Genomic DNA, 25,977 nt, shown 5'->3' with positions numbered 1-25,977 from the left:
AATGAGTGTGATTGCGCAGGCAGGGGCGAAAGGTCGTCAACTGCATAAATTTGGTGGCAGTAGTCTGGCTGATGTGAAGTGTTATTTGCGTGTCGCGGGCATTATGGCGGAGTACTCTCAGCCTGACGATATGATGGTGGTTTCCGCCGCCGGTAGCACCACTAACCAGTTGATTAACTGGTTGAAACTAAGCCAGACCGATCGTCTCTCTGCGCATCAGGTTCAACAAACATTACGTCGTTATCAGTGCGATCTGATTAGCGGCCTGCTACCCGCCGAAGAAGCCGATAACCTCATTAGCGCTTTTGTCAGCGATCTTGAGCACCTGGCGGCGTTGCTCGACAGCGGTATTAACGATGCGGTGTATGCGGAAGTGGTGGGCCACGGTGAAGTGTGGTCGGCGCGCCTGATGTCTGCGGTGCTTAATCAACAAGGGCTGCCAGCGGCCTGGCTTGATGCCCGCGAGTTTTTACGCGCTGAACGCGCTGCGCAACCGCAGGTTGATGAAGGACTTTCTTACCCGTTGCTGCAACAGCTACTGGTACAACATCCGGGCAAACGTCTGGTGGTGACCGGGTTTATCAGCCGTAACAACGCCGGTGAAACGGTGCTGCTGGGGCGTAACGGTTCCGACTATTCCGCGACACAAATCGGTGCGCTGGCGGGTGTTTCTCGCGTAACCATCTGGAGCGACGTCGCCGGGGTATATAGCGCCGACCCGCGTAAAGTGAAAGATGCCTGCCTGCTGCCGTTGCTGCGTCTGGATGAAGCCAGCGAACTGGCGCGTCTGGCGGCTCCCGTTCTTCATGCCCGTACTTTACAGCCCGTTTCTGGCAGCGAAATCGACCTGCAACTGCGCTGTAGCTACACGCCGGATCAAGGTTCCACGCGCATTGAACGCGTGCTGGCCTCCGGTACTGGTGCGCGTATTGTCACCAGCCATGATGATGTCTGCTTGATTGAGTTTCAGGTGCCCGCCAGCCAGGATTTCAAACTGGCGCATAAAGAGATCGACCAGATCCTGAAACGTGCTCAGGTGCGCCCACTGGCGGTTGGCGTGCATAACGATCGCCAGTTGCTGCAATTTTGCTACACCTCAGAAGTGGCCGACAGTGCGCTGAAAATCCTCGACGAAGCGGGATTACCTGGCGAACTGCGCCTGCGTCAGGGGCTAGCGCTGGTGGCGATGGTTGGGGCGGGCGTCACCCGTAACCCGCTGCATTGCCACCGCTTCTGGCAGCAACTGAAAGGCCAGCCGGTCGAATTTACCTGGCAGTCCGATGACGGCATCAGCCTGGTGGCAGTACTGCGCACCGGCCCGACCGAAAGCCTGATTCAGGGGCTGCATCAGTCCGTCTTCCGTGCGGAAAAACGCATCGGCCTGGTGTTGTTCGGCAAGGGCAATATCGGTTCCCGCTGGCTGGAACTGTTCGCCCGTGAGCAGAGTACGCTTTCGGCACGTACCGGCTTTGAATTTGTGCTGGCAGGCGTGGTGGACAGCCGCCGCAGCCTGTTGAGCTATGACGGGCTGGACGCCAGCCGCGCGTTAGCCTTCTTCAACGATGAAGCGGTCGAGCAGGATGAAGAGTCGCTGTTCCTGTGGATGCGCGCCCATCCGTATGATGATTTAGTGGTGCTGGACGTTACCGCCAGCCAGCAGCTTGCTGATCAGTATCTCGATTTTGCCAGCCACGGTTTCCACGTCATCAGCGCCAACAAACTGGCAGGAGCCAGCGACAGCAATAAATATCGCCAGATCCACGACGCCTTCGAAAAAACCGGGCGTCACTGGCTGTACAACGCTACCGTCGGCGCAGGCTTGCCGATCAACCACACCGTGCGCGATCTGATCGACAGCGGCGATACTATTTTGTCGATCAGCGGGATCTTCTCCGGCACGCTCTCCTGGCTGTTCCTGCAATTCGACGGTAGCGTGCCGTTTACCGAGCTGGTGGATCAGGCGTGGCAGCAGGGCTTAACCGAGCCTGACCCGCGTGATGACCTTTCCGGCAAAGACGTGATGCGCAAGCTGGTGATTCTGGCGCGTGAAGCGGGTTACAACATTGAACCGGACCAGGTACGTGTTGAATCACTGGTACCTGCCCATTGCGAAGGCGGCAGCATCGACCATTTCTTTGAAAATGGCGATGAACTTAACGAGCAGATGGTGCAACGACTGGAAGCGGCCCGCGAAATGGGGCTGGTGCTGCGCTACGTGGCGCGTTTCGATGCCAACGGCAAAGCGCGTGTGGGCGTGGAAGCGGTGCGTGAAGACCATCCGCTGGCATCACTACTGCCATGCGATAACGTCTTTGCCATCGAAAGCCGCTGGTATCGCGACAACCCGCTGGTGATCCGCGGGCCAGGTGCAGGGCGCGACGTCACCGCCGGGGCGATTCAGTCGGATATTAACCGACTGGCGCAGTTGTTGTAGTGATTATTGAACAAAAGCTGGCAGTTGCCAGCTTTTGTTGTCACCCCTAAACCTCTTCCTGGGGAAGTGGTGATTGATTGTCATTTTGCCTTTGGTCAGTGCCCCCGGTAATAAGGGGGCTTTTGTGTTGAGCGATGAAGTAACAGAGTGAATGGTGAAGTTATTAATGACAATTACAAAATGACATTAAGTAACAATATCTAAAATGTCACCTAATTTAAAATTGATAACCAATAGTAGTATAGGTTCCCCATCCTGTATTTTTTAATTCAAATGGACCATCTCCGAAGTTAACCTTCTCTCCCGCATTCCATTGTCCACCGTTGTGAAAATAACGTAGTGTAAATGCAAATTTCCAGTGTTCATATAGAAGGGAAAGGATATGGCTTGAAGCAATAGCATTACTGGTTCGTTTATTATTGTGTGACTTGTCCGCAAGATCGGAGCCAAAATCAAAGTTAGTAAAACCATTGTATACCAATCGCCCTCCGAATAAATTTGTAAGAGGGATGCTATATTTTATTTTGAATCGATATCCGTCCCATTCATTTTCATTAGCGGCACCATAGTTTTGCCACTGATACTTGGCGTATATATTGGCAGAAAGCTTAATTGGTAGACCCGTGTCGATATCTGTACCAAGCCCCATATACCATGTACTTTGCCGGGATGACTGGTTGTCACCCATATCATAGACATAGTTGTTTGCAATGAACCATTCTTTAAATGGGCCGAACGCAAGATTTAATCCGGTCAATTTGTCAATGGAAAACCGAGGTTCTATTTCCGTAAATAGTGGTGAGCCCTCATCCCAGATCCCAACATCATAGTGACTGCCGACGTCAAAGAATTTCGGTAGATCAACATAACCATAAAAATCAAACCAGTCTTTTCTTCCTGCTACAGTATATTCAGGGTAGAGGTCGTTAGTCAGTCTTGGGCCAAAGCGAGAGTCTGTGCGACCAATGACATTCAAGCTTTGATGTAACCAGCTTTCATCAATTTTAATTTCCTGAGCGTTTCCAATGCAAGGTATTAATAGAATGGATAAAGCTATCCAGTGCTTTTTTATATACATAAATATATCTCTTATATATTGTTGATTTAGAGAGAAATAATGTCATCCAGTGAATGAATGGTATTATAAGTTTTTGTTATTTGCTTACTTCTACCCGCATTTCATTTACCTGTGCAGGAGTAATCTTGTGGCCTTTCTTAAAATAATCGATTACGACATTGGACATGTTATTTCCGGCGCGGACCTAGACATTTTTCCCTTCTTTGAATGCCAGAAAACCATCGCCCCCAAGTGCTAGGAAAGTCGTAGTCGCAACATGGTAAATATTCGTATCAACGATCTCTTCACCATTAATTTTAAAAGATACAATGCGCTGACCTACTGGTTTCTGCAGGGTATAGCGCATTTCTGCGCCTTTTGACATTTGCAGGATGCCATTGGTAAGCGATGCCCCGTGTTCCAGTAGGTTACGCAGATCCTTACCGCTGAGATCCATTTCAGTAAGTTCATTCTTGAAGGGGAATGTACTGGTAATGTCACCAAAGGTAATCGTGCCTGCATTTATATCAGCACGTAAACTGCCGGAGTTTATCAACGCAATTTGTGCAGTCGGTGCAGCGACAAGCATTGCATCGGTAAACAGGTTGCCAAGTTGCGATGACTCACCGTAGGCACGAGTTAATGCAATCGATGATTCACCGACTGGTTGGCGTACAAGATCCGCCAGTTTTTTATTCCAGCCATTGATAACTTTTTGTGTGGTTGGATCGGGTATCCATTCATCGGCATAAACCGTTTTCAGCTCAAAGCTCTTCACTTTATGATTCCGAGCTGTAGGGTTGACATCAAGGATTAATTTACCAATATCGATACCGCCACTGTCAGTCGAAAGGATTAAGGTGTTGCCGACTTTGATTGGTTCTGGCGTTCCGACGTGGGCATGCCCGGTAATCAGAATATCCAATCCTTTCACCTTGCTTGCGGTTTGAATATCTTTATCCAGCGCACGTCTAACATCTGTATTGCCAATGCTGGACTGACGCGCCGGTACGCCTTCATGAACCAGCGCCACGGTGAGGTCAACCTTATCACGTAACTCGTCGATATAATGCTGCAAATACTTCACTTCATCACGTGCTTCAATCCCCTGATTCTTGAGGGTCGCGGAAGATTTATCAAATCGGTTATTATTGTCATTATCGAGTCCCTGGAGAGAGAGCTCCGAGACCGTGTCATTAAATGCAAATACGCCGTGTAGCCCAACAATACCAATCTTGATGCCATCTTTTTCCAGGATGGTGTAGGGCTTGTTCCAGAAGGGTTTCTCACTCTCTTTATGATAAACATTGCCTAATAAAACAGGGAAATTCGCTTTGCTTAATTGTCGGAGGGCATTATCCCAGCCATGGTCAAACTCATGATTACCGATTGATACTGCGTCAAAAGGCATGGTATTCATAATATCAATTATTGCTTCGCCCTTTGTCAGGCTACTGATATATGGCCCGGTGAAATAGTCTCCAGCATCAAAATAAAAGGTGGCTTTATTTTTGGCTTTCTCTTGTTTTACTAACGTGGATATATTGGCAAAGCCACCAATGTCGCGTTTTCCGTCTGCGACATACGGTACTTTATAGGAATCCACATGAGCGTGAAGATCATTGGTATAAATAATCGTGACATCCTGCGCCATAACTGAGGTCGAAAAAATAGTCAGCAATGTTGCGGCAAATAAAGTACGCTGCGCTGTTTTCATTCGCATTCCTTGTTAAATAAATTGACTGATAAATGAGATTTTATTTGGCGACGTCCATGACTCGTTTAGTTAAGTCTGGGGTGACAGGTTTATGATTTTTGAAATAATCGATGATAGATTCCGCCGAGGTTGTTCCCGGTATCGTCTTCACATTTTTTCCATTCAAAAATGCTTCAAAACCGTCACCACCACTGGCACAAAAGGAGTGCGTGGCAATACGATATGTTTGATTATCTTCCACGGGTTTGCCGTTAATGGTGAAAGAGATTAACCGTTGGTTGAGTGGTTTTTTGCTGTCATAGACAACCGCAACGCTTTTTGAAACCTGTAACACACCGTTAGTTAGATTGGTTGCATGCGTCATCAATGATTTGAGATCGCGGCCCGTCAAATCCATCTCGATGAGGTCATTATTAAAGGGGAATGTGCTAATAACATCTCCTAGTGTGATATCGCCTTTAGGAAAATCAGCTCGCATCCCACCGCTATTTTGAAATCCGGCAACGGCATCAGGTGTTTTTTCCATCATTGCATCAAGAATAAGGTTGCCGGTAGAAGAGGAACTACCATACTCACGTGTTAAAACTATGGGAGAATGGCCGACAACTTCCTGTGTTATTTTGTTAAGCTGTGCACTCCATTTATCAATAGTATTTTGAACGATGGTGTCAGGTTTAAATTGATCTGCAAAGATGGTGATTAACTCACCATTATAACTATCAATTTTCTTCGTTTTCGGATTGTAATCAAGCACAAGTTTTCCGATGTTGGTGCCGTATGCATCGGTAGATACAATTAATGTGTTATTAACTTTTATTGGTTGCGGTGTTCCGACATGTGCGTGACCGGTAATTAAGACATCAACACCATTCACTTTTTTAGCTGTCTCAATATCTGCCTGTAGTAGCCGCTCCACATCTTTACTACCAAAGCTTGATTGACGCGCCGGGACACCTTCGTGAATTAGCAAAACGGTAATGTCGACTTTACCTTTTAATTCTGCAAGTGCTTTATTTAAATATTTAATTTCGTCTCTGGCTTCTACGCCTTCACGTGCTTTTGCCGCGACTGTATCATAGAAAGCGAATGCGCCATGCAATCCAATCACACCAATCTTTAAACCATCTTTTTCGATAATGGTCCACGGATGATCCCAAACTGGTTTATTCGTATCGGTGTAGTAGATATTTCCCAGCAGAATGGGGAATTTTGCTTTTGATAACTGAGACACCATATTGGGCACACCGTGATCGAACTCGTGATTACCAACAGACACCGCATCAAAGGGCATAGTGTTCATGATATCAATAATAGCTTCACCTTTGGTCAGTGTGCTGATATACGGCCCGGTAAAATAGTCGCCTGCATCAAAGAAAAACACATCTTTGCTTTTTTTCTTCGCTTCATTAACGATGCCTGCAATATTAGCCATACCACCTATAAGTCTGTTCTTATCAACAGCGATGATTTTTGCCGGATTGACATGTGCGTGGATGTCATTCGTATAATAAATAGTAACGTCCTGAGCTAGAACACTGTGAGAAAATATCACGCCGAATATGACTGATAATGTTGTAAATACAGTTTTCATCATCCCTCCTGGATAGGGGTTGTTACATTTGTTGAATTATTTAAATAAAAGACACATCGTGTCTTATTTTATGTAAGCATAGTTCAGAAAAGTATTGTGTGATCTTAGTAACAAATAATGTTATTAATTAAACATTGACCATGATTATATTTCACGGTCATACATTTATATATTTAATTAAATGAAAGGTAGTGATCTCTCTTAATTTATGGTCGTTTGTCGAGTGTATTGACTAACAAGATGGAGTGAGCGATTCATTGTATTTTAACGCCAGTGAGGTCAGCATTTGCGTTACGCGACCTGCGGATAATAACGCGCTTTGGGTAAAGTCGTGTTGGTCTGTCAGCCATGTGATAAAACAACGACTGGTTGCCAGAGAAACATTTGCGCCCCTTTCTAAGCAGGCTCCCGTGAGTAGGCAGACCATCTTGCAGTTATTCCCCTGCTCCCAGCGCTGCCACTGATTTTGCCACCAACCATGGTATGTCGTTCCCTTAAAATGCCAGGGCGTATCAGCGTTACTGTCACTGATTTCTTCTTCTACGAACCAAAGTTCACCTTGTTGTTGGCGGAACTGATCTGCCCAGGCTGTAATAATTGCGCCTCTTAGAAAACATTCGTGTGAAATAATATGCGTTTTGACATCTGGATAGCGGATTTTCAGTATTCTGAAATGCCCGTGTGCCGTGATAACCGGGCGTAGTATGGCTCCCTTACCGTTGCGCTTGAGTACAGCACTGCCATACTGAATTTCATCGAACTGGCTCCGGCGCAAGAATTGCGCTTCACGCATATCTACCTTCTGCACGATATCGTGATGGTGCATAGTTGGTTCTGTGTTGCCCTTGTAACTGTACCGCAGACTGTCTCCTGTCTGATGTTGCGTATAATTCGTGGAGAGATGAAGAATGTTGCCACGAGTGGCGTCAAGACTGACTAAAACATACAGTTTTTGTACTGCGCTGGCCCCTTGAAAGGGTATGAACAGTTGAACGGTTTCAATGGCCTGGGGATGCGTAATTTCTTTCTGATATTTTTTAGGCGTCCAGACTTTTTTGCAGTTACGGCATTGAATGCGTTGCGAACCCTGTGGATTGTGACCATAACAAATCATGTCTGTGCCATAACATACTGGGCAGAAATGGCCTTTCTCAATTGCATAAGTAGACAAGTGAACTGACAACCAGTCACGAAATTGTTGCTCGTCAAACAACGGCGGGTAACTGCCACATGCCCGACAGTGCAGTGCCGGATAACCCAGTTTATAGTCTGGCCAACTGTAATCTTCCGATGAGGCCAATCCCAAATTTCGGCAACCGAACGTTTTACAGGCATTAATCGTAAACAGAGTCGACATATATCACCAACGATTTCACAAGGTCGTTGATTTTGTCCGGCAACTATCCCCTGCGGATGTGATTACTCTCACATAAATAAGTCTTTCAGAACGTAATGTAGCAATCCTTTATCTCACTGAAAGGGATTGTTTATGAAAATTAAAATACTTGCTGCGGGTATCGCATTAACACTGCCGTTCTGGGCTTGCGCTAAAGATGTCACTATTATTTATACCAACGACCTCCATGCGCATGTAGAACCTTATAAAGTGCCGTGGATCGCTGACGGTAAACGGGATATTGGCGGCTGGGCAAATATCACTACGCTGGTTAAGCAAGAAAAAGCAAAAAATAAAGCGACATGGTTTTTTGATGCGGGCGACTATTTTACCGGGCCATATATCAGCAGCCTGACCAAAGGTAAGGCTATTATCGATATTATGAATACTATGCCGTTTGATGCCGTCACAATAGGCAACCATGAATTTGACCACGGCTGGGACAACACATTATTACAGTTGAGCCAGGCAAAATTCCCTATTGTGCAGGGCAATATTTTTTATCAGAACAGCAGTAAATCATTCTGGGATAAGCCATATACCATCATCGAAAAAGACGGTGTGAAAATAGGCGTTATTGGTTTGCACGGAGTATTTGCCTTTAATGACACTGTCTCTGCTGCTACGCGCGTGGGTATTGAAGCGCGCGATGAAATTAAATGGCTACAACGTTATATCGATGAACTCAAAGGCAAGGTTGATTTGACCGTCGCCCTGATCCACGAAGGTGTTCCAGCCCGCCAGTCCAGTATGGGAGGCACAGATGTGCGTCGCGCGTTGGATAAAGATATTCAGACGGCAAGTCAGGTGAAAGGGCTGGATATTTTGATCACCGGACATGCACATGTGGGTACGCCGGAACCGATTAAAGTCGGCAATACGCTCATCCTCTCCACTGACAGCGGCGGGATTGATGTGGGCAAACTGGTTCTCGACTACAAAGAGAAGCCGCATAATTTTACGGTGAAAAACTTCGAGCTTAAAACCATTTACGCTGACGAGTGGAAGCCCGATCAGCAAACGAAACAGGTGATCGACGGCTGGAATAAAAAGCTTGATGAAGTGGTGCAACAAACGGTGGCGCAATCGCCGGTTGAATTAAAACGTGCCTATGGTGAATCGGCTTCCCTCGGGAACCTGGCGGCTGACGCTTTACTGGCAGCAGCGGGTAAAAATACCCAACTGGCTTTAACAAACTCTGGTGGTATCCGCAATGAGATCCCCGCAGGGGCGATCACGATGGGCGGCGTCATCAGTACCTTCCCGTTCCCCAACGAACTGGTGACGATGGAACTCACGGGTAAACAATTACGCAGTCTGATGGAACACGGCGCAAGTTTAAGCAATGGCGTTTTACAGGTATCGAAAGGCCTGGAAATGAAGTACGACAGCAGCAAGCCGGTTGGTCAGCGGGTAATCACACTGACTCTGAATGGCAAACCCATTGAAGATGCGACGGTTTATCACATTGCTACTCAGAGTTTCCTTGCTGATGGTGGAGATGGTTTTACCGCCTTTACCGAAGGGAAAGCGCGTAACACAACGGGCGGTTATTACGTTTATCACGCGGTGGTTGATTACTTCAAAGCGGGCAACACCATTACGGATGAACAGCTCAACGGTATGCGCGTGAAGGATATCAAATAAAAGTGCGCACTGAATTGACTCAACTGTTTGTTACCCGTTGATTGCGCAGATCCTGTATTCGGCCTACGCGAGGGCGCAGGCCGAATCAGATGCCTTAACATCACCATCCGGTGGCAGGACGTTGTTTTTCGAATTAGCCCAGGTGTCGCTGTGTTGTCAGAATATGAGTCAAAACGTGCGAGGTGGATTGCGCTATAGAGAAATCTTTTATCGCCTCTAATTAAGATGAGTTTTTTTCATCTTCCCTGATTTTTCCTCACCATCATTGGTTATTTTTCGGTTGACGCCCTTCGGCTTTTCCTTCATCTTTACATCTGGACGTCTAAACGGATAGATGTGCACAACACAACATATAACGACAAGCGATTGATGAGGTAAGGTATGAGCTTTTTTCACGCCAGCCAGCGGGATGCCCTGAATCAGAGTCTGGCAGAAGTCCAGGGGCAGATTAACGTTTCGTTCGAATTTTTCCCGCCGCGTACCAGTGAAATGGAGCAGACCCTGTGGAACTCCATCGATCGCCTTAGCAGCCTGAAACCGAAGTTTGTATCGGTGACCTATGGCGCAAACTCCGGCGAGCGCGACCGTACGCACAGCATTATTAAAGGCATTAAAGATCGCACCGGCCTGGAAGCGGCACCGCATCTTACCTGCATTGATGCGACGCCTGCCGAGCTGCGGATCATTGCACGCGACTACTGGAATAACGGTATTCGCCATATCGTGGCGCTGCGTGGCGACCTGCCGCCGGGAAGTGGTAAGCCAGAAATGTATGCTTCTGACCTGGTGACACTGTTAAAAGAAGTGGCAGATTTCGATATCTCCGTGGCGGCGTATCCGGAAGTACATCCAGAAGCGAAAAGTGCCCAGGCCGATTTACTCAACCTGAGACGAAAAGTGGATGCCGGAGCCAACCGCGCCATTACTCAGTTCTTCTTCGATGTCGAAAGCTACCTGCGTTTTCGCGATCGCTGCGTCTCGGCAGGCATTGATGTGGAAATCATTCCGGGCATTTTGCCGGTATCTAACTTTAAACAGGCGAAGAAATTTGCCGACATGACCAACGTGCGTATTCCGGCGTGGATGGCACAAATGTTCGACGGCCTGGATGACGATGCTGAAACCCGCAAGCTGGTGGGCGCGAATATTGCCATGGATATGGTGAAGATTTTAAGCCGTGAAGGAGTGAAAGATTTCCACTTCTATACGCTTAACCGCGCTGAAATGAGTTACGCGATTTGCCATACACTGGGTGTTCGACCTGGTTTATAAATAGTGTGCCTTTTGTGAAAATCACACAGTGATCACAAATTTTAAACAGAGCACAAAATGCTGCCTCGAAATGAGGGCGGGAAAATAAGGTTATCAGCCTTGTTTTCTCCCTCATTACTTGAAGGATACAAATCTAAAACCCTTTTTTATAAAGCATTTATCCTAAATCGGACATAATCAAAAAGTCTTAATTACGATCAATTTGATCTACATCTCTTTAACCAACAATATGTAAGATCTCAACTATCGCATCCGTGGATTAATTCAATTATAACTTCTCTCTAACGCTGTGTATCGTAACGGTAACACTGTAGAGGGGAGCACATTGATGAGCACGTCAGACGATATCCATAACACGACAGCCACCGGCAAATGCCCGTTCCATCAGGGCGGTCACGACCAGAGCGCAGGTGGGGGCACAACCACGCGCGACTGGTGGCCAAATCAACTCCGTGTTGACCTGTTAAACCAACATTCTAATCGTTCTAACCCGCTGGGTGAGGACTTTGACTACCGCAAAGAATTCAGCAAATTAGATTACTACGGCCTGAAAAAAGATCTGAAAGCCCTGCTGACAGAATCTCAACCGTGGTGGCCAGCCGACTGGGGCAGCTACGCCGGTCTGTTTATTCGTATGGCCTGGCACGGCGCGGGTACTTACCGTTCAATCGACGGTCGCGGCGGCGCGGGTCGTGGTCAGCAACGTTTTGCACCGCTGAACTCCTGGCCGGATAACGTAAGCCTCGATAAAGCGCGTCGCCTGTTGTGGCCAATCAAACAGAAATATGGTCAGAAAATCTCCTGGGCCGACCTGTTTATCCTCGCGGGTAACGTGGCGCTGGAAAACTCCGGCTTCCGTACCTTCGGTTTTGGTGCCGGTCGTGAAGACGTCTGGGAACCGGATCTGGATGTTAACTGGGGTGATGAAAAAGCCTGGCTGACTCACCGTCATCCGGAAGCGCTGGCGAAAGCACCGCTGGGTGCAACCGAGATGGGCCTGATTTACGTTAACCCGGAAGGCCCTGATCACAGCGGCGAACCACTTTCGGCAGCAGCAGCTATCCGCGCGACCTTCGGCAACATGGGCATGAATGACGAAGAAACCGTGGCGCTGATTGCGGGTGGTCATACGCTGGGTAAAACCCACGGTGCCGGTCCGACATCAAACGTAGGTCCTGATCCAGAAGCAGCACCGATTGAAGAACAAGGTTTAGGCTGGGCGAGCACTTACGGCAGCGGCGTTGGCGCAGATGCCATTACCTCTGGTCTGGAAGTGGTCTGGACCCAGACGCCGACCCAGTGGAGCAACTATTTCTTCGAGAACCTGTTCAAGTATGAGTGGGTACAGACCCGCAGCCCGGCTGGCGCAATCCAGTTTGAAGCGGTAGACGCACCGGAAATTATCCCGGATCCGTTTGATCCGTCGAAGAAACGTAAACCGACGATGCTGGTGACCGACCTGACGCTGCGTTTTGATCCTGAGTTCGAGAAGATCTCTCGTCGTTTCCTCAACGATCCGCAGGCGTTCAACGAAGCCTTTGCTCGTGCCTGGTTCAAACTGACGCACAGGGATATGGGGCCGAAATCTCGTTACATCGGACCGGAAGTACCGAAAGAAGATCTGATCTGGCAAGATCCGCTGCCGCAGCCGATCTACAACCCGACCGAGCAGGACATTATCGATCTGAAATTCGCGATTGCGGATTCTGGTCTGTCTGTTAGTGAGCTGGTATCGGTGGCCTGGGCGTCTGCTTCTACCTTCCGTGGTGGCGACAAACGTGGTGGTGCCAACGGTGCGCGTCTGGCATTAATGCCGCAGCGTGACTGGGATGTGAACGCCGCAGCCGTTCGTGCTCTGCCAGTTCTGGAGAAAATTCAGAAAGAGTCTGGCAAAGCTTCGCTGGCGGATATCATCGTGCTGGCAGGTGTGGTTGGCGTTGAGAAAGCCGCAAGCGCCGCAGGTTTGAGCATTCATGTGCCGTTTGCGCCGGGCCGCGTTGATGCGCGTCAGGATCAGACTGACATTGAGATGTTCGAACTGCTGGAGCCAATTGCTGACGGTTTCCGTAACTATCGCGCTCGTCTGGACGTTTCCACCACCGAGTCACTGTTGATTGATAAAGCACAGCAACTGACGCTGACCGCGCCGGAAATGACTGCGCTGGTGGGCGGGATGCGCGTACTGGGTGCCAACTTCGATGGCAGCAAAAACGGCGTCTTCACTGACCGCGTTGGCGTATTGAGCAATGACTTCTTCGTGAACTTGCTGGATATGCGTTATGAGTGGAAAGCGACCGACGAATCGAAAGAGCTGTTCGAAGGCCGTGACCGCGAAACTGGCGAAGTGAAATACACAGCCAGCCGTGCGGATCTGGTCTTTGGTTCTAACTCTGTCCTGCGTGCGGTGGCGGAAGTTTACGCCAGCAGCGATGCCCACGAGAAGTTTGTTAAAGACTTCGTGGCAGCGTGGGTGAAAGTGATGAACCTCGACCGTTTCGACCTGCTGTAATCTGACCTTCTTCAGCGACTGCCTTTCATGCAGTCGCTGAAGTTTCTTTACCGGCGTATAGTGTCCACAGGAAAACTACACACTGGATCTCTCATGTCTGCCGCAGGAAAGAGCAACCCACTGGCAATCAGTGGCCTGGTTGTGCTCACACTTATCTGGAGTTATAGCTGGATTTTCATGAAGCAAGTCACCAGCTACATCGGTGCCTTCGACTTCACCGCCTTACGCTGCATTTTCGGCGCTCTCGTTTTATTCATCGTCCTTTTATTACGTGGTCGCGGAATGCGCCCGACGCCGTTTAAATACACCTTAGCCATTGCCCTGTTACAAACCTGCGGGATGGTTGGCCTGGCACAGTGGGCGCTGGTCAGTGGCGGAGCGGGGAAGGTGGCAATCCTGAGCTATACCATGCCGTTCTGGGTGGTAATTTTCGCCGCGTTGTTTCTCGGTGAACGCCTGCGACGTGGGCAATATTTCGCGATTCTGATTGCCGCTTTCGGCTTATTTTTGGTGTTGCAGCCGTGGCAACTCGATTTCTCTTCGATGAAAAGCGCCATGCTGGCAATTCTCTCCGGTGCGAGTTGGGGGGCGAGCGCGATTGTTGCTAAACGTCTGTATGCCCGCCATCCGCGCGTGGATTTATTGTCGCTAACATCCTGGCAGATGCTGTATGCGGCGCTGGTGATGAGTGTGGTCGCTTTACTGGTGCCGCAACGTGAAATTGACTGGCAACCCACCGTGTTCTGGGCGCTGGCCTACAGTGCGATTCTGGCGACAGCGCTGGCGTGGAGCTTATGGTTGTTTGTATTGAAAAACTTGCCTGCCAGTATTGCCAGCTTAAGCACACTGGCCGTTCCCGTTTGCGGCGTACTCTTTTCCTGGTGGCTGCTCGGTGAGAATCCGGGGGCAGTTGAAGGTAGCGGTATTGTGCTGATTGTACTGGCACTGGCGCTGGTGAGCCGTAAGAAAAAAGAAGCCGTCAGTGTAAAAAGGATCTGAATTTTTTCTTCATGTGGGGAGATCTCTTATTTAGCAAAATACCGATAGTGCCCCACCATCCGCCAGCTAAACAGTACATCTTCTTCCTGCGCGCCTGCGCCAATGTTATGTATCACCAGCGGCGTACCGTCGCGGGCGAAGCCATCTGACACCACCCCAATATGTGCCAGCCCGTTATCTAATCGCCAGGAGACAATATCGCCCGCTTGATAGTCACTGGGGTTCTTGCTGGTGGGGCGTGTTTTATCGTGGCGGGTAAACCAGGTTTCCAGATTAGGCACCCGACGGTGATCGATGTTGCTGTCCGGGCGCTTTAACTGCCATTTTTGCGGGTACGCAGCAAAATTCTTCGCCATATCTTCGTGCACCAGTTTCTGCAAATCGACCTTCTGGCTGCGCAATGCACGGATCACCACATCGGAACATACGCCGCGTTCTTGCGGGACATCACCGCCAGGATAGGTAAGCTGCACATACGCCGGATCGTAAAATAGCGTGCTGCCGATTTGCTGTCTGGCGCCGTCTGCGATGGCAAGATTGGTGTTAGCCTGGATTTGTACCACGGTTGGTGGAACGGCGGGAGATTTTAAGGAGTAACTGGTAAATACCGTCAGAAGACTGAATAACGCCAGTGAAGCTTTCATCTGTTTCGTCCGTGAAAATAAGAGTCACAGATTCGACCTTCCGGGCTAACGATTGTTCTGTGGAGAAAATGTCCAGAAGCGGATAAAAAAACACCCGAACAAGGTGGAAGTTTCAGATTACTGGCACAGCGTGCCGGATGCGGCGTGAACGCCTTATCCGGCCTACAAAAGTACGTAAATTTACTATATTGCAGAGATTGCGTAGGCCTGATAAGCGTAGCGCATCAGGCAATTTTGCGTTCAAACTCCCGGACAAGCCGGGAGTTTGGAGTAGGTTATTCCCACTCTTGCAGGAAACGCTGACCATACTGGTCGGCTACCAGCAGTGCGGCGTAAACCTGATCTGGCGTCGCGCCGCCAGGCATGTTGTGGATGGTTTCACCTTCTGCACATGCCGCTTCTGCCACAATTCGCATTTTCGCCGGGACATCTTCTCTAATATCCAGTTGAGCGAGAGTTATTGGCAAACCTACCGCATGGCTAAGCGCAGCTACGGTTTCGATTTCCTCCACCGGCGCGTTTTCCAGCACCAGCTGCGTCAGCGTACCGAATGCCACTTTTTCACCATGATAATAGTGATGCGCGTCCGGGATAGCGGTCAGGCCGTTATGTACCGCGTGTGCCGCCGCCAGCCCGCCGCTTTCAAAACCAACGCCACTCAAATAGGTGTTCGCTTCAATCACGCGCTCCAGCGCTGGAGTCACTACATGCTGTTCGGCGGCAAGCATCGCTTTTTCGCCTTCTTCCAGCAGGGTGTTGTAGCACAGTTCAGCCAGTGCCAGCGCTGCCTGAGTGCACTTGCCACCCGCCATGGTGGTCGCGCCGCTACGGGAACAGGCACGCGCTTCAAACCAGGTTGCCAGCGCATCGCCGATACCCGCCGCTAACAGACGTGCAGGTGCGCCAGCGACGATTTTGGTGTCGACAATGACCATATTCGGGTTATTTGGCAACAGCAGATAGCGGTCAAACTCACCCTCATCGGTGTAGATAACAGACAATGCGCTGCACGGTGCGTCGGTAGAAGCGATAGTCGGTGCGATCGCTACCGGAACACCCATGAAATGTGCCAGTGCTTTGGCAGTATCGAGGGTTTTTCCGCCACCGATACCGAGAATTGCGCCACACTGCGCAGTCTCCGCGATGCCACGCAGACGGTCGATCTCATTTTGCGAACATTCACCGCCAAACGGCGCAATTTCTACTACCAGTCCAGCATCTTTAAAGCTTTTCTCGACAGTGGATTGAGCAAAACCTAAAACAAATTTGTCACCCACCACTAACCAGCGTTCCGCCAGTGGCTTCAGGTACTCGCCCAGACGATTAATTACATCTGCGCCCTGGATGTATTTACCTGGTGATTGAATAATGCGGTCCATAATTACTCCTTTAGAGATGAGTAGTGCCAAATGCGGCATTCCAGTCGTGCTCGAACTTCTCTATAGCTGACTCTACCGCAGGGGTGTTAAGCATTTGTTGCGCTACATCTAAGGGCAGTGTGATGGATTCACATCCAGCCAGCAAACAATCCAGCGCCTGACGTGGTGTTTTAAAGCTGGCAGCCAGCACCATGCTTTCTGGCGCATGCATTTCCAGTAACGCTTGCAACTCCTGTACAGTACGAATGCCGTCACCGCCCTGGGCATCTACGCGGTTAACGTATGGAGCAACGTATTTGGCTCCAGCCAGCGCCGCCAGTAATCCTTGCGCGGCGCTGTACACTGCGGTTCCCAGCGTAGTAATGCCTTCTTTCTTCAGCATTTTAATTGCTGCCAGACCTTCAGAGGTTACCGGAATTTTAACCACAATGCCCGGAATAGCGTCGCGCAGGCGTTTCGCTTCTTTCACCATACCCTGCGCGTCGCGGCTCATGGTCTGAGCAAACAGAATTCCCTCATCACCGATCGCTTTTTGAAGGCGCGGCAGCACTTCCCAGATGGACTCCTTGCTGGCAGCGATAATGCTCGGGTTAGTTGTCACCCCGGCAATCGGGAATATGCGTGCCAGACGTTCGACTTCTGCGACGTTAGCGGTGTCCAGATACAGTTCCATGATGTTTCCTTTTACAGTTCCAGTTCATGTTGCAGCAGGCTGGCGATAGCGTCGGCAGAGGCGGCGTTAACCAGCGCATTACGGAATTCTTCGTGCATGATGCGGCGAGCGAGGCGCGAGAAAATGCGCATGTGCTGATCGCCCGCAGCGTGTTTGTTCAGGGTTAACATAATGATGAATTGCGCTTCATCATCGCCCCAGCGCACCGGCGCTTGCAAACGCGCCACGCTGATGGTGGATTGCTCAATGTGTTCTGATTTGCTGTGGGGAATGGCAAAACTAAAGCCCAGACCGGTAGAGAAAACGGCCTCGCGCGCCCACAAGTCGGCTTCCAGTTTACGCGGATAGCGACAGCGGCCCGCCAGCAGCAGGTTATCGGTCATGCCTTTGAGCACTTCTTCTTTGCTGCGCCAGTCGCTTTCCAGTGTGATGCACTCGGCGGTGACCAGCGGTGCGTCCTGTTGGGTCATGCGGAATTGCGCCAGCAGGTGTTCCACTTCCAGCGAAGTACGGCAGGCCATTGCCTGGTTGAGCAACTGGCGGCACTCACGGCTATCAAGTTGCGCCATCCGCGCTTTCGCCGCCGGAATTGATGGTGCGCTCATGCTGAGTTCATCCAGCCCTAAACCGACCAGCAACGGCAGCACGGAACCTTTCGCTCCCAGTTCACCGCACAGACCAATCCATTTGCCCTGGCGATGCACCGCCTGCACGGCGTAATCGAGCGCCCGCAAGAAGGCCGGATTCAGGCTGTTGTAGTGACGAGTCACCTTAGCGTTATCGCGATCCACTGCCAGTAGATATTGCGTCAGGTCATTACTACCAATACTAAAGAAATCAATCTCTTCGCAGCATTGATCGATGATGAACATCACCGACGGCACTTCCAGCATGATGCCGAGCTGGATCTTCTCATCAAACGGAATGTGTTCGTTACGCAGTTGCTGTTTGGCTTCCGCCAGTTTTTCTTTCACCCATAAGATCTCTTCCATTGAGGAGATCATCGGGATCATGATTTTCAGGCTGCCGTGAGCAGAGGCGCGCAGGATCGACCGTAGTTGTGTGGTAAACAACGACGCGTATTCTTCATAAATACGCACCGCGCGATAACCGAGGAACGGGTTAGCTTCTGCCGGAATGTTCAGATAATCAACGGGTTTATCACCGCCAATGTCCATAGTGCGCACAATAATGCTGCGTCCGTTGGCAGACTCCAGCGCCTGACAAAAAATGTTGTACAGCTCGCTTTCGCCCGGTGCACTGGTGCGATCCATATAGAGCATTTCAGTGCGGAACAAACCAACGCCTTCCGCACCATTGCCGAATGCGGCCTGCGCTTCCACGGAGTGAGCGATGTTAGCGGCAATTTCAATGCGGATACCGTCAGCGGTACGCGCTTGCTGGGTCAGCCAGACACGCTGTTGCTCACGCAGAGCGTCCTGTACGCGGGCTTCTTGCTGATAATAACGGGCCACGGATTCCCCTGGCTCAACCACAATCGCCCCTGCGTTGCCGTCGATATAAATCGTCTGATGCTGCCACGGAGTAAGGGCAGCAATATCCACACCTACCAGCGTCGGAATGTTGAACGAACGGGCAAGGATCACCGTATGTGAGGTGGTGCCGCCACTTTTCAGTAACAGACCTTTGAGATGATTTTTATCCAGTTCGAGGAACTGGCTGGGGGTCAGTTCATCAGCCATACAAATGGCGGGCTGCGTCAGTTTGCCCGGTGCCGGGAAGCGTTGCTCACCGTAGATTTGCTGGAGTAACTGGAAGCAGACGTCGCGTACGTCCAGGGCACGTTCTTGCAGGTAGCTGCTGCTGGAACGGGCGAACTCTTCGCAAAAGTGATTCGCACTGGCAACAATCGCTTCGGCGCAGCTTAATCCGGCGCTGACACCTGCCAGTAAATGTTCGCGCAGGGAAGTATCGCCAGCCAGGGATCGGTGCGCTTCCAGAATCGCGCTGGTAGCACCGTCGCTATCCAGCAGACGAAACTCTATGTTTTTCAGTACCAGCGTCAGACCGTTTTCCAGTGCGGATTGTTCGGCGTCAACGCCTTTGGCTGCGGGAAGATTACCCAGCGCATTGAGATCTAAAGAAGAGATCGGTGTCAGAATGCCGCCTGCGCTACCGCTGCACACGGTGCGAGCACGGATAATTTGCGGATTCAGATTGGTCAGTGAAATCGGCAGTGGTTCCAGTTCGTCAGATTTTACTTCCGCCAGCGGTGCGTCGCAGTGGGGGAATTCATCGCGCAGCCATTGGCTTAAACGCTGGTGCGCTTCCTGTTCGTCGGCCCCGGAAATCAGTAACTGGCAGTTATCGCCCACCAGCGTATCGGTGCCAATCAGCGCAAGGGCGCTTTTGGCGTTGCCCTTGCGGTCAGTGCGCAGGTTATGCCACTCAATTTGTGATGAAAAAGTATTACACAGCGTTTCAACGTGGCTTGCCGGACGCGCATGGACGCCGTTAGGTAGCTCACAAATAAATTCCACAATCAGGGCCATTGCCTTTCTCCCGGTACGGTTTTCTGTTTACAGGATAAGAGCGCACGGCAACGGCCTGCCATGTGACAAATCTGCCAAAAGCTGGACAAATGTAATGTAACCGTCAATTTGCGACGCGTCTCACAAGACGCCGTTTTGCGGCGTACTTCCGGATTATCGCAAGTTATGAGGCGGATCGCATTTTTGTACTGATATTACAAAAGTCCAGTAAATGGCCTTTTTATCCACTGTTTGCTCCGCCTGCGATTGCCTATTGTTTCTTCCATCAAAAATATGGACATGGGCTTTCGCAAGCCCGGGAGCAGCTTATGAATGAGTTGGTGCAGATCCTGAAAAATACCCGTCAGCATTTAATGACGGGCGTTTCACACATGATTCCCTTCGTGGTATCGGGCGGTATTTTGCTGGCGGTTTCCGTCATGTTGTATGGCAAAGGCGCAGTGCCGGATGCCGTAGCCGATCCGAATCTGAAAAAACTGTTTGATATCGGCGTTGCAGGTTTGACGCTGATGGTGCCTTTCCTCGCCGCTTACATCGGTTATTCCATTGCAGAACGTTCTGCGCTGGCTCCATGCGCTATCGGTGCCTGGGTTGGTAACAGCTTTGGCGCGGGCTTCTTTGGTGCGCTGATCGCCGGGATTATCGGCGGCATCGTGGTGCATTACCTGAAGAAAATTCCGGTGCATAAAGTTCTGCGCTCGGTGATGCCAATCTTCATCATTCCAATCGTCGGCACACTGATTACCGCTGGCGTCATGATGTGGGGGTTGGGCGAACCGGTGGGGGCGTTGACCAACAGCCTGACCCAGTGGCTTCAGGGGATGCAGCAGGGAAGCATTGTTATGCTGGCGGTGATCATGGGTCTGATGCTGGCGTTCGATATGGGCGGCCCGGTTAACAAAGTGGCCTATGCCTTCATGCTGATTTGCGTTGCTCAGGGTGTTTATACCGTGGTGGCTATTGCCGCTGTTGGGATTTGTGTTCCACCGCTGGGGATGGGGCTGGCGACGCTGATTGGTCGTAAAAATTTCTCCGCAGAAGAGCGCGAAACCGGCAAGGCGGCACTGGTGATGGGCTGTGTTGGCGTTACTGAAGGGGCGATTCCTTTCGCCGCTGCCGATCCGCTGCGTGTCATTCCTTCCATCATGGTCGGTTCAGTTTGTGGTGCGGTAACTGCGGCGCTGGTCGGTGCGCAGTGCTATGCAGGCTGGGGTGGTCTGATTGTGCTGCCGGTGGTTGAAGGTAAGTTGGGTTACATCGCGGCAGTGGCTGTCGGGGCGGTTGTGACGGCAGTCTGCGTGAACGTGCTGAAAAGTCTGGCGCGTAAAAATGGGTCTTCAACTGAAGAGAAGGAAGACGACCTGGATCTGGATTTTGAAATTAATTAATTGAGGAACGAGCCATGACGAAAATTATCGCAGTAACCGCATGTCCTTCAGGTGTTGCCCATACTTATATGGCGGCAGAGGCGCTGGAAAGCGCCGCGAAAGCGAAAGGCTGGGAAGTGAAAGTAGAAACCCAGGGGTCGATTGGTCTGGAAAATGAACTGACTGCGGAAGACGTGGCAAGCGCCGATATGGTGATTTTGACCAAAGATATCGGCATCAAATTTGAAGAGCGTTTTGCTGGCAAGACTATCGTGCGTGTCAACATCAGCGACGCGGTAAAACGTGCTGACGCCATTATGAGCAAAATTGAAGCTCACCTGGCACAAACCGCTTAAGTTCTTACCCCGCCCGCAAGGGCGGGTTCGCTTTCCCACAGGAGTTCCTCATGACGAATCGTATCTCTCGCCTCAAAACTGCACTGTTTGCCAATACCCGTGAAATCTCGCTGGAGCGGGCGTTGCTTTATACCGCCAGCCATCGGCAAACCGAAGGGGAGCCGGTGATAATGCGTCGGGCGAAAGCAACAGCGTATATCCTTGAACACGTTGAAATTTCGATTCGTGATGAAGAACTGATTGCCGGTAACCGCACCGTAAAACCACGCGCCGGGATTATGTCGCCGGAAATGGACCCTTACTGGCTGCTGAAAGAGCTGGATCAATTCCCGACGCGTCCGCAGGACCGCTTTGCTATCAGCGAAGAAGATAAACGTATCTACCGCGAAGAGTTGTTCCCGTACTGGGAAAAACGTTCGATGAAAGATTTCATCAACGGGCAGATGACGGATGAAGTAAAAGCCGCGACCAGCACGCAGATTTTCAGCATCAACCAGACGGATAAAGGCCAGGGGCACATTATTATTGATTACCCGCGCCTGCTGAATCACGGGCTGGGGGAGCTGGTGGCACAGATGCAGCAACATTGTCAGCAACAGCCGGAGAATCACTTTTATCAGGCAGCGCTGTTACTGCTGGAAGCCTCGCAGAAACATATTTTGCGTTACGCCGAACTGGCGGAAACGATGGCGGCAAGCTGCACTGATGGCCCGCGTCGCGAAGAACTGCTGACCATTGCGGAGATCTCCCGCCATAACGCCGAACATAAGCCGCAGACGTTCTGGCAGGCGTGCCAGTTATTCTGGTACATGAACATCATTCTGCAATACGAATCCAACGCCAGTTCGCTATCGTTGGGGCGCTTCGACCAGTATATGTTGCCGTTCTATCAGACATCATTAACCCAGGGCGAAGATCCGGCATTCCTGAAAGAACTGCTCGAATCTTTATGGGTGAAATGCAACGACATCGTGCTGTTGCGCTCCACCAGTAGCGCGCGTTATTTCGCCGGTTTCCCTACCGGCTATACCGCACTGCTCGGCGGGTTAACCGAGAACGGACGTAGCGCGGTGAACGTGCTTTCGTTCCTTTGCCTTGACGCTTATCAAAGCGTGCAATTACCGCAACCGAACCTCGGCGTGCGCACTAACGCCTTGATCGACACCCCTTTCCTGATGAAAACCGCAGAAACCATTCGCCTCGGCACCGGTATTCCGCAAATCTTTAACGATGAAGTGGTAGTGCCAGCGTTCCTCAACCGTGGCGTTTCGCTGGAAGATGCGCGCGACTATTCCGTAGTGGGCTGTGTGGAATTATCTATTCCCGGCAGAACCTACGGCTTGCATGACATCGCGATGTTTAACCTACTGAAAGTGATGGAAATCTGCCTGCATGAAAATGAAGGCAACGCTGCGCTGACTTATGAAGGTTTACTGGAACAGATCCGCGCCAAGATCAGCCACTACATCACCCTGATGGTTGAGGGCAGCAATATTTGTGATATCGGCCATCGCGACTGGGCTCCTGTACCGCTACTCTCGTCTTTTATCAGCGATTGTCTGGAAAAAGGTCGCGATATTACCGATGGCGGCGCGCGTTATAACTTCTCCGGCGTACAGGGGATCGGTATCGCCAACCTGAGCGATTCTCTCCATGCGTTGAAAGGGATGATTTTTGATCAACAGCGTTTAAGTTTTGACGAATTGCTGTCGGTATTAAAAGCCAACTTCGCCACGCCAGAAGGCGAAAAAGTCCGCGCTCGCTTAATTAACCGCTTCGAGAAATACGGTAACGATATCGACGAGGTGGATAACATCAGCGCCGAACTGTTACGCCACTACTGCAAAGAAGTGGAAAAATACCAGAACCCGCGCGGCGGCTACTTCACGCCGGGATCGTATACCGTTTCTGCCCACGTCCCGTTGGGATCGGTGGTTGGCGCGACGCCAGACGGTCGTTTTGCCGGGGAACAACTGGCAGACGGTGGCTTGTCACCCATGCTGGGTCAGGATGCACAAGGGCCAACGGCGGTACTGAAATCAGTCAGTAAGCTCGATAATACGCTGCTGTCTAACGGTACGTTGCTGAACGTGAAATTCACTCCGGCGACCCTGGAAGGTGAAGCGGGATTACGCAAACTGGCCGACTTCTTACGGGCGTTTACCCAGCTTAAGTTGCAGCATATTCAGTTTAACGTGGTGAACGCCGACACGTTGCGGGAAGCGCAACAGCGCCCACAAGATTATGCCGGGCTGGTGGTGCGCGTTGCCGGATACAGCGCCTTCTTTGTCGAACTGTCGAAGGAGATCCAGGATGACATCATCCGCCGGACAGCGCATCAGCTGTAACGTTGTGGAAACGCGCCGCAATGATGTGGCGCGCATTTTCAACATTCAGCGTTATTCACTGAATGACGGCGAGGGCATTCGTACGGTGGTCTTTTTTAAAGGCTGTCCGCATCTTTGCCCATGGTGTGCTAATCCGGAGTCGATCTCCGGCAAAATCCAGACGGTACGCAGAGAGGCGAAATGTCTGCACTGTGCGAAATGTTTGCGTGATGCGGATGAATGCCCCTCCGGGGCGTTTGAACGGATTGGTCGCGATATCAGCCTTGACGCTCTGGAACGGGAAGTGATGAAAGATGACATTTTCTTTCGCACGTCCGGCGGTGGCGTCACGCTTTCTGGCGGCGAAGTGTTAATGCAGGCGGAGTTTGCGACCCGTTTTTTACAGCGACTGCGGCTATGGGGTGTGTCATGCGCCATCGAAACTGCCGGAGACGCGCCAGCCAGCAAGCTGTTACCGCTGGCGAAATTGTGCGATGAAGTGTTGTTCGATTTAAAAATTATGGATGCGGCTCAGGCGCGGGATGTGGTGAAGATGAACCTGCAACGCGTGCTGGAGAATCTGCGTTTGCTGGTGAGTGAGGGTGTCAACGTGATCCCGCGTTTACCGCTGATCCCTGGTTTCACGCTCAGCCGGGAGAATATGCAGCAGGCGCTGGACGTGCTGATCCCGCTGAATATCAAGCAGATCCATCTGTTACCGTTTCATCAGTACGGCGAGCCGAAATACCGCCTGCTGGGGAAAACATGGTCGATGAAAGAGGTTGCTGCTCCGTCGTCAGCCGATGTGGCAACGATGCGTGAAATGGCAGAACGGGCCGGATTTCAGGTTACCGTGGGAGGTTAAAATGGCATACCTGGTGGCAGTAACCGCCTGCGTAAGCGGCGTGGCGCATACTTATATGGCGGCGGAACGGCTGGAAAAGTTGTGCCAGTTAGAGAAGTGGGGCGTTAGCATTGAAACTCAGGGCGCGTTGGGAACGGAGAATCGTTTAGCGGACGAGGATATCCGCCGGGCGGATGTTGCGCTGTTAATTACGGATATCGAGCTTGCCGGTGCTGAGCGATTTGAACATTGTCGCTACGTGCAATGCAGCATCTACGCTTTCCTGCGTGAGCCGCAGAGGGTGATGAGCGCAGTGCGCAAAGTGCTTTCTGCGCCGCAGCAAACCCATCTTATTCTGGAGTAGTCGGTTTTTCTGTCAGTTGGCTGTGGTACTGCCGACGATATTCCGACGGCGAGCGTTCGGTATTTTTACGAAACAGACGGCAGAAGTAGTTGCTGTCGACAAAGCCGCAGGCGTGCGCCACTTCTTTTACCTTCAGGTCATAGCCTTTCAATAATGTCTTAGCGTGCTCCAGTCGCGTGTGATTCAGGTATTCGTTAAAACCAATGGCCCCCGTTTTTTGAAACAGGTGCGAGAGGTAATTTGGCGAAATATAGAACGCCTGTGCGACAGATTCGCGGGTAAGTGCGGAGGCATAGCGTTCGTCGATATAATCACGAATAGCTTCGAATAGAGCCTGGCTGCGTGAGGCGGTCTGTATTTGGCTGCCGAGCAAATCGCGGCAGTGGCTAAGCAGGCTGGTGACGATAAGTCTGGCCGTTTGCTGCTCCTGCGACTGCATTTGCATTTCATTGAGCGTTTGTAGCAGAAAAGAACCAATGCGCGGGCCGCGTCGGGCGACGTGTTGCTTCGCCAGATTTTGATATTGTTTGCCATCCCATTGCACAACGCTGAAGCCGAGTTGCTGTTTGCCAAACAGCACGCTAAAGGTGGTGGCGGGGGCTTGCCATTGTGGAAAATTCCAGCCACCAGCAGGGACGTACAGCACATCGCCGGGAACTAACGCTGCTCCAGCGCCGGTATCAATAAACTCACCTTCCAGCACAATTTCCAGCCGTGGAAAATCGACCTGATACGCAAGATCGGGCACCGGGCCGTTGCTGCTGGCAAAGTAAATCTGGCGCAGGGACAGCGGGCCGTTGATCAGGCGGGAGAGCAGATAGCTGACGTCGTGATACATGTTATTCCCTTAGGTATGTAGACGGGAAAACAGTAACTGGCATTATGAAA

At 50.9% G+C, this 25,977-nt stretch carries 18 protein-coding genes and 1 pseudogene; 10 read left to right on the top strand and 9 right to left on the bottom strand.

Annotation, left to right across the window (positions count from 1 at the left end; translation table 11 throughout):
* The first annotated feature begins 1 nt into the window (after position 1).
* Positions 2 to 2,434 carry a bifunctional aspartate kinase/homoserine dehydrogenase II gene (metL, locus tag ACJHYO_RS21335; RefSeq protein ID WP_000110754.1) on the top strand — a complete coding sequence of 811 codons (2,433 nt, stop codon included), beginning with the start codon at positions 2 to 4 and terminating at the stop codon, positions 2,432 to 2,434.
* A gap of 217 nt (positions 2,435 to 2,651) precedes the next feature.
* Here metL and ACJHYO_RS21330 read toward each other — a convergent pair whose 3' ends face one another.
* From ACJHYO_RS21330 to ACJHYO_RS21315, 4 genes and pseudogenes are all read right to left on the bottom strand, one after another.
* Positions 2,652 to 3,512, bottom strand: a complete 861-nt coding sequence (locus ACJHYO_RS21330; RefSeq protein WP_085455625.1) for a nucleoside-specific channel-forming protein Tsx — start codon at positions 3,510 to 3,512, stop codon at positions 2,652 to 2,654.
* Positions 3,513 to 3,588: 76 nt separating this feature from the next.
* Positions 3,589 to 5,208 (bottom strand): annotated as a pseudogene (locus ACJHYO_RS21325) (bifunctional metallophosphatase/5'-nucleotidase).
* A gap of 40 nt (positions 5,209 to 5,248) precedes the next feature.
* Complete coding sequence (locus tag ACJHYO_RS21320; protein WP_000859433.1) at positions 5,249 to 6,799, bottom strand: bifunctional metallophosphatase/5'-nucleotidase; 1,551 nt, start codon at positions 6,797 to 6,799, stop codon at positions 5,249 to 5,251.
* Positions 6,800 to 7,031: 232 nt separating this feature from the next.
* A complete protein-coding gene (locus ACJHYO_RS21315; RefSeq protein ID WP_000105532.1) occupies positions 7,032 to 8,156 on the bottom strand; it encodes a hypothetical protein in 1,125 nt (374 codons plus the stop codon).
* A 132-nt stretch (positions 8,157 to 8,288) separates the two neighbouring features.
* Here ACJHYO_RS21315 and ACJHYO_RS21310 point away from each other — a divergent pair, with 132 nt between their 5' ends.
* The 4 genes from ACJHYO_RS21310 (at position 8,289) to yijE (ending at position 14,622) form a co-directional block, all read left to right on the top strand.
* A complete protein-coding gene (locus ACJHYO_RS21310; RefSeq protein ID WP_000694071.1) occupies positions 8,289 to 9,842 on the top strand; it encodes a bifunctional metallophosphatase/5'-nucleotidase in 1,554 nt (517 codons plus the stop codon).
* A gap of 381 nt (positions 9,843 to 10,223) precedes the next feature.
* Entirely contained in the window at positions 10,224 to 11,114 is an 891-nt protein-coding gene (metF, locus tag ACJHYO_RS21305) for a methylenetetrahydrofolate reductase (protein ID WP_000007515.1), read from the top strand.
* Between the two features lie 328 nt (positions 11,115 to 11,442).
* Positions 11,443 to 13,623: a catalase/peroxidase HPI gene (gene katG, locus ACJHYO_RS21300; protein ID WP_001296626.1), complete on the top strand. Its 2,181-nt coding sequence runs from the start codon at positions 11,443 to 11,445 to the stop codon at positions 13,621 to 13,623.
* Between the two features lie 93 nt (positions 13,624 to 13,716).
* Positions 13,717 to 14,622: a cystine transporter YijE gene (yijE, locus tag ACJHYO_RS21295; RefSeq protein WP_085455626.1), complete on the top strand. Its 906-nt coding sequence runs from the start codon at positions 13,717 to 13,719 to the stop codon at positions 14,620 to 14,622.
* 26 nt (positions 14,623 to 14,648) lie between these two features.
* Here the strand turns inward: yijE and ACJHYO_RS21290 are convergent, their stop codons facing one another.
* The 4 genes from ACJHYO_RS21290 to ptsP all read right to left on the bottom strand — a co-directional run bounded on the left by ACJHYO_RS21290 (position 14,649) and on the right by ptsP (position 19,831).
* Entirely contained in the window at positions 14,649 to 15,266 is a 618-nt protein-coding gene (locus ACJHYO_RS21290; RefSeq protein WP_000647862.1) for a DUF1287 domain-containing protein, read from the bottom strand.
* A gap of 275 nt (positions 15,267 to 15,541) precedes the next feature.
* Entirely contained in the window at positions 15,542 to 16,645 is a 1,104-nt protein-coding gene (gene gldA, locus ACJHYO_RS21285; RefSeq protein ID WP_000374009.1) for a bifunctional L-1,2-propanediol dehydrogenase/glycerol dehydrogenase, read from the bottom strand.
* Between the two features lie 10 nt (positions 16,646 to 16,655).
* Positions 16,656 to 17,318, bottom strand: a complete 663-nt coding sequence (gene fsa, locus ACJHYO_RS21280; RefSeq protein WP_000424857.1) for a fructose-6-phosphate aldolase — start codon at positions 17,316 to 17,318, stop codon at positions 16,656 to 16,658.
* A gap of 11 nt (positions 17,319 to 17,329) precedes the next feature.
* Positions 17,330 to 19,831, bottom strand: a complete 2,502-nt coding sequence (ptsP, locus tag ACJHYO_RS21275) for a phosphoenolpyruvate--protein phosphotransferase (protein WP_085455627.1) — start codon at positions 19,829 to 19,831, stop codon at positions 17,330 to 17,332.
* Between the two features lie 308 nt (positions 19,832 to 20,139).
* On the opposite strand from ptsP, the gene ACJHYO_RS21270 reads away from it, so the two are divergent.
* Genes ACJHYO_RS21270 through ACJHYO_RS21250 form a run of 5 tightly spaced genes read left to right on the top strand, consistent with a single transcriptional unit; the run spans position 20,140 to position 25,089 of the window.
* The gene (locus ACJHYO_RS21270; protein ID WP_001004469.1) at positions 20,140 to 21,219 is read left to right on the top strand and encodes a PTS fructose transporter subunit EIIC; all 1,080 of its coding nucleotides are present in this window, start codon (positions 20,140 to 20,142) and stop codon (positions 21,217 to 21,219) included.
* Positions 21,220 to 21,233: 14 nt separating this feature from the next.
* Entirely contained in the window at positions 21,234 to 21,554 is a 321-nt protein-coding gene (locus ACJHYO_RS21265; RefSeq protein ID WP_000161265.1) for a PTS fructose-like transporter subunit IIB, read from the top strand.
* 50 nt (positions 21,555 to 21,604) lie between these two features.
* Entirely contained in the window at positions 21,605 to 23,902 is a 2,298-nt protein-coding gene (locus tag ACJHYO_RS21260) for a formate C-acetyltransferase (RefSeq protein WP_000184862.1), read from the top strand.
* On the top strand, positions 23,868 to 24,746 hold the full coding sequence (locus tag ACJHYO_RS21255; RefSeq protein WP_000204136.1) for a [formate-C-acetyltransferase]-activating enzyme: 879 nt from the start codon (positions 23,868 to 23,870) through the stop codon (positions 24,744 to 24,746). The genes ACJHYO_RS21260 and ACJHYO_RS21255 overlap by 35 nt, the downstream gene beginning before the upstream one ends.
* Position 24,747: 1 nt before the next feature.
* A complete protein-coding gene (locus ACJHYO_RS21250) occupies positions 24,748 to 25,089 on the top strand; it encodes a PTS fructose-like transporter subunit IIB (protein WP_000323849.1) in 342 nt (113 codons plus the stop codon).
* Here ACJHYO_RS21250 and ACJHYO_RS21245 read toward each other — a convergent pair.
* Entirely contained in the window at positions 25,076 to 25,927 is an 852-nt protein-coding gene (locus ACJHYO_RS21245; RefSeq protein WP_000274618.1) for an AraC family transcriptional regulator, read from the bottom strand. The genes ACJHYO_RS21250 and ACJHYO_RS21245 overlap by 14 nt on opposite strands.
* Positions 25,928 to 25,977: the final 50 nt, after the last annotated feature.

It is taken from the genome of Escherichia sp. WS1118 (genome assembly GCF_046487695.1).
Taxonomy (GTDB): Bacteria; Pseudomonadota; Gammaproteobacteria; order Enterobacterales; family Enterobacteriaceae; genus Escherichia; species Escherichia coli.
The sequence above is the reverse complement of the archived record's forward strand: the minus strand, read 5'-3'. Positions and strand labels throughout refer to the sequence as shown.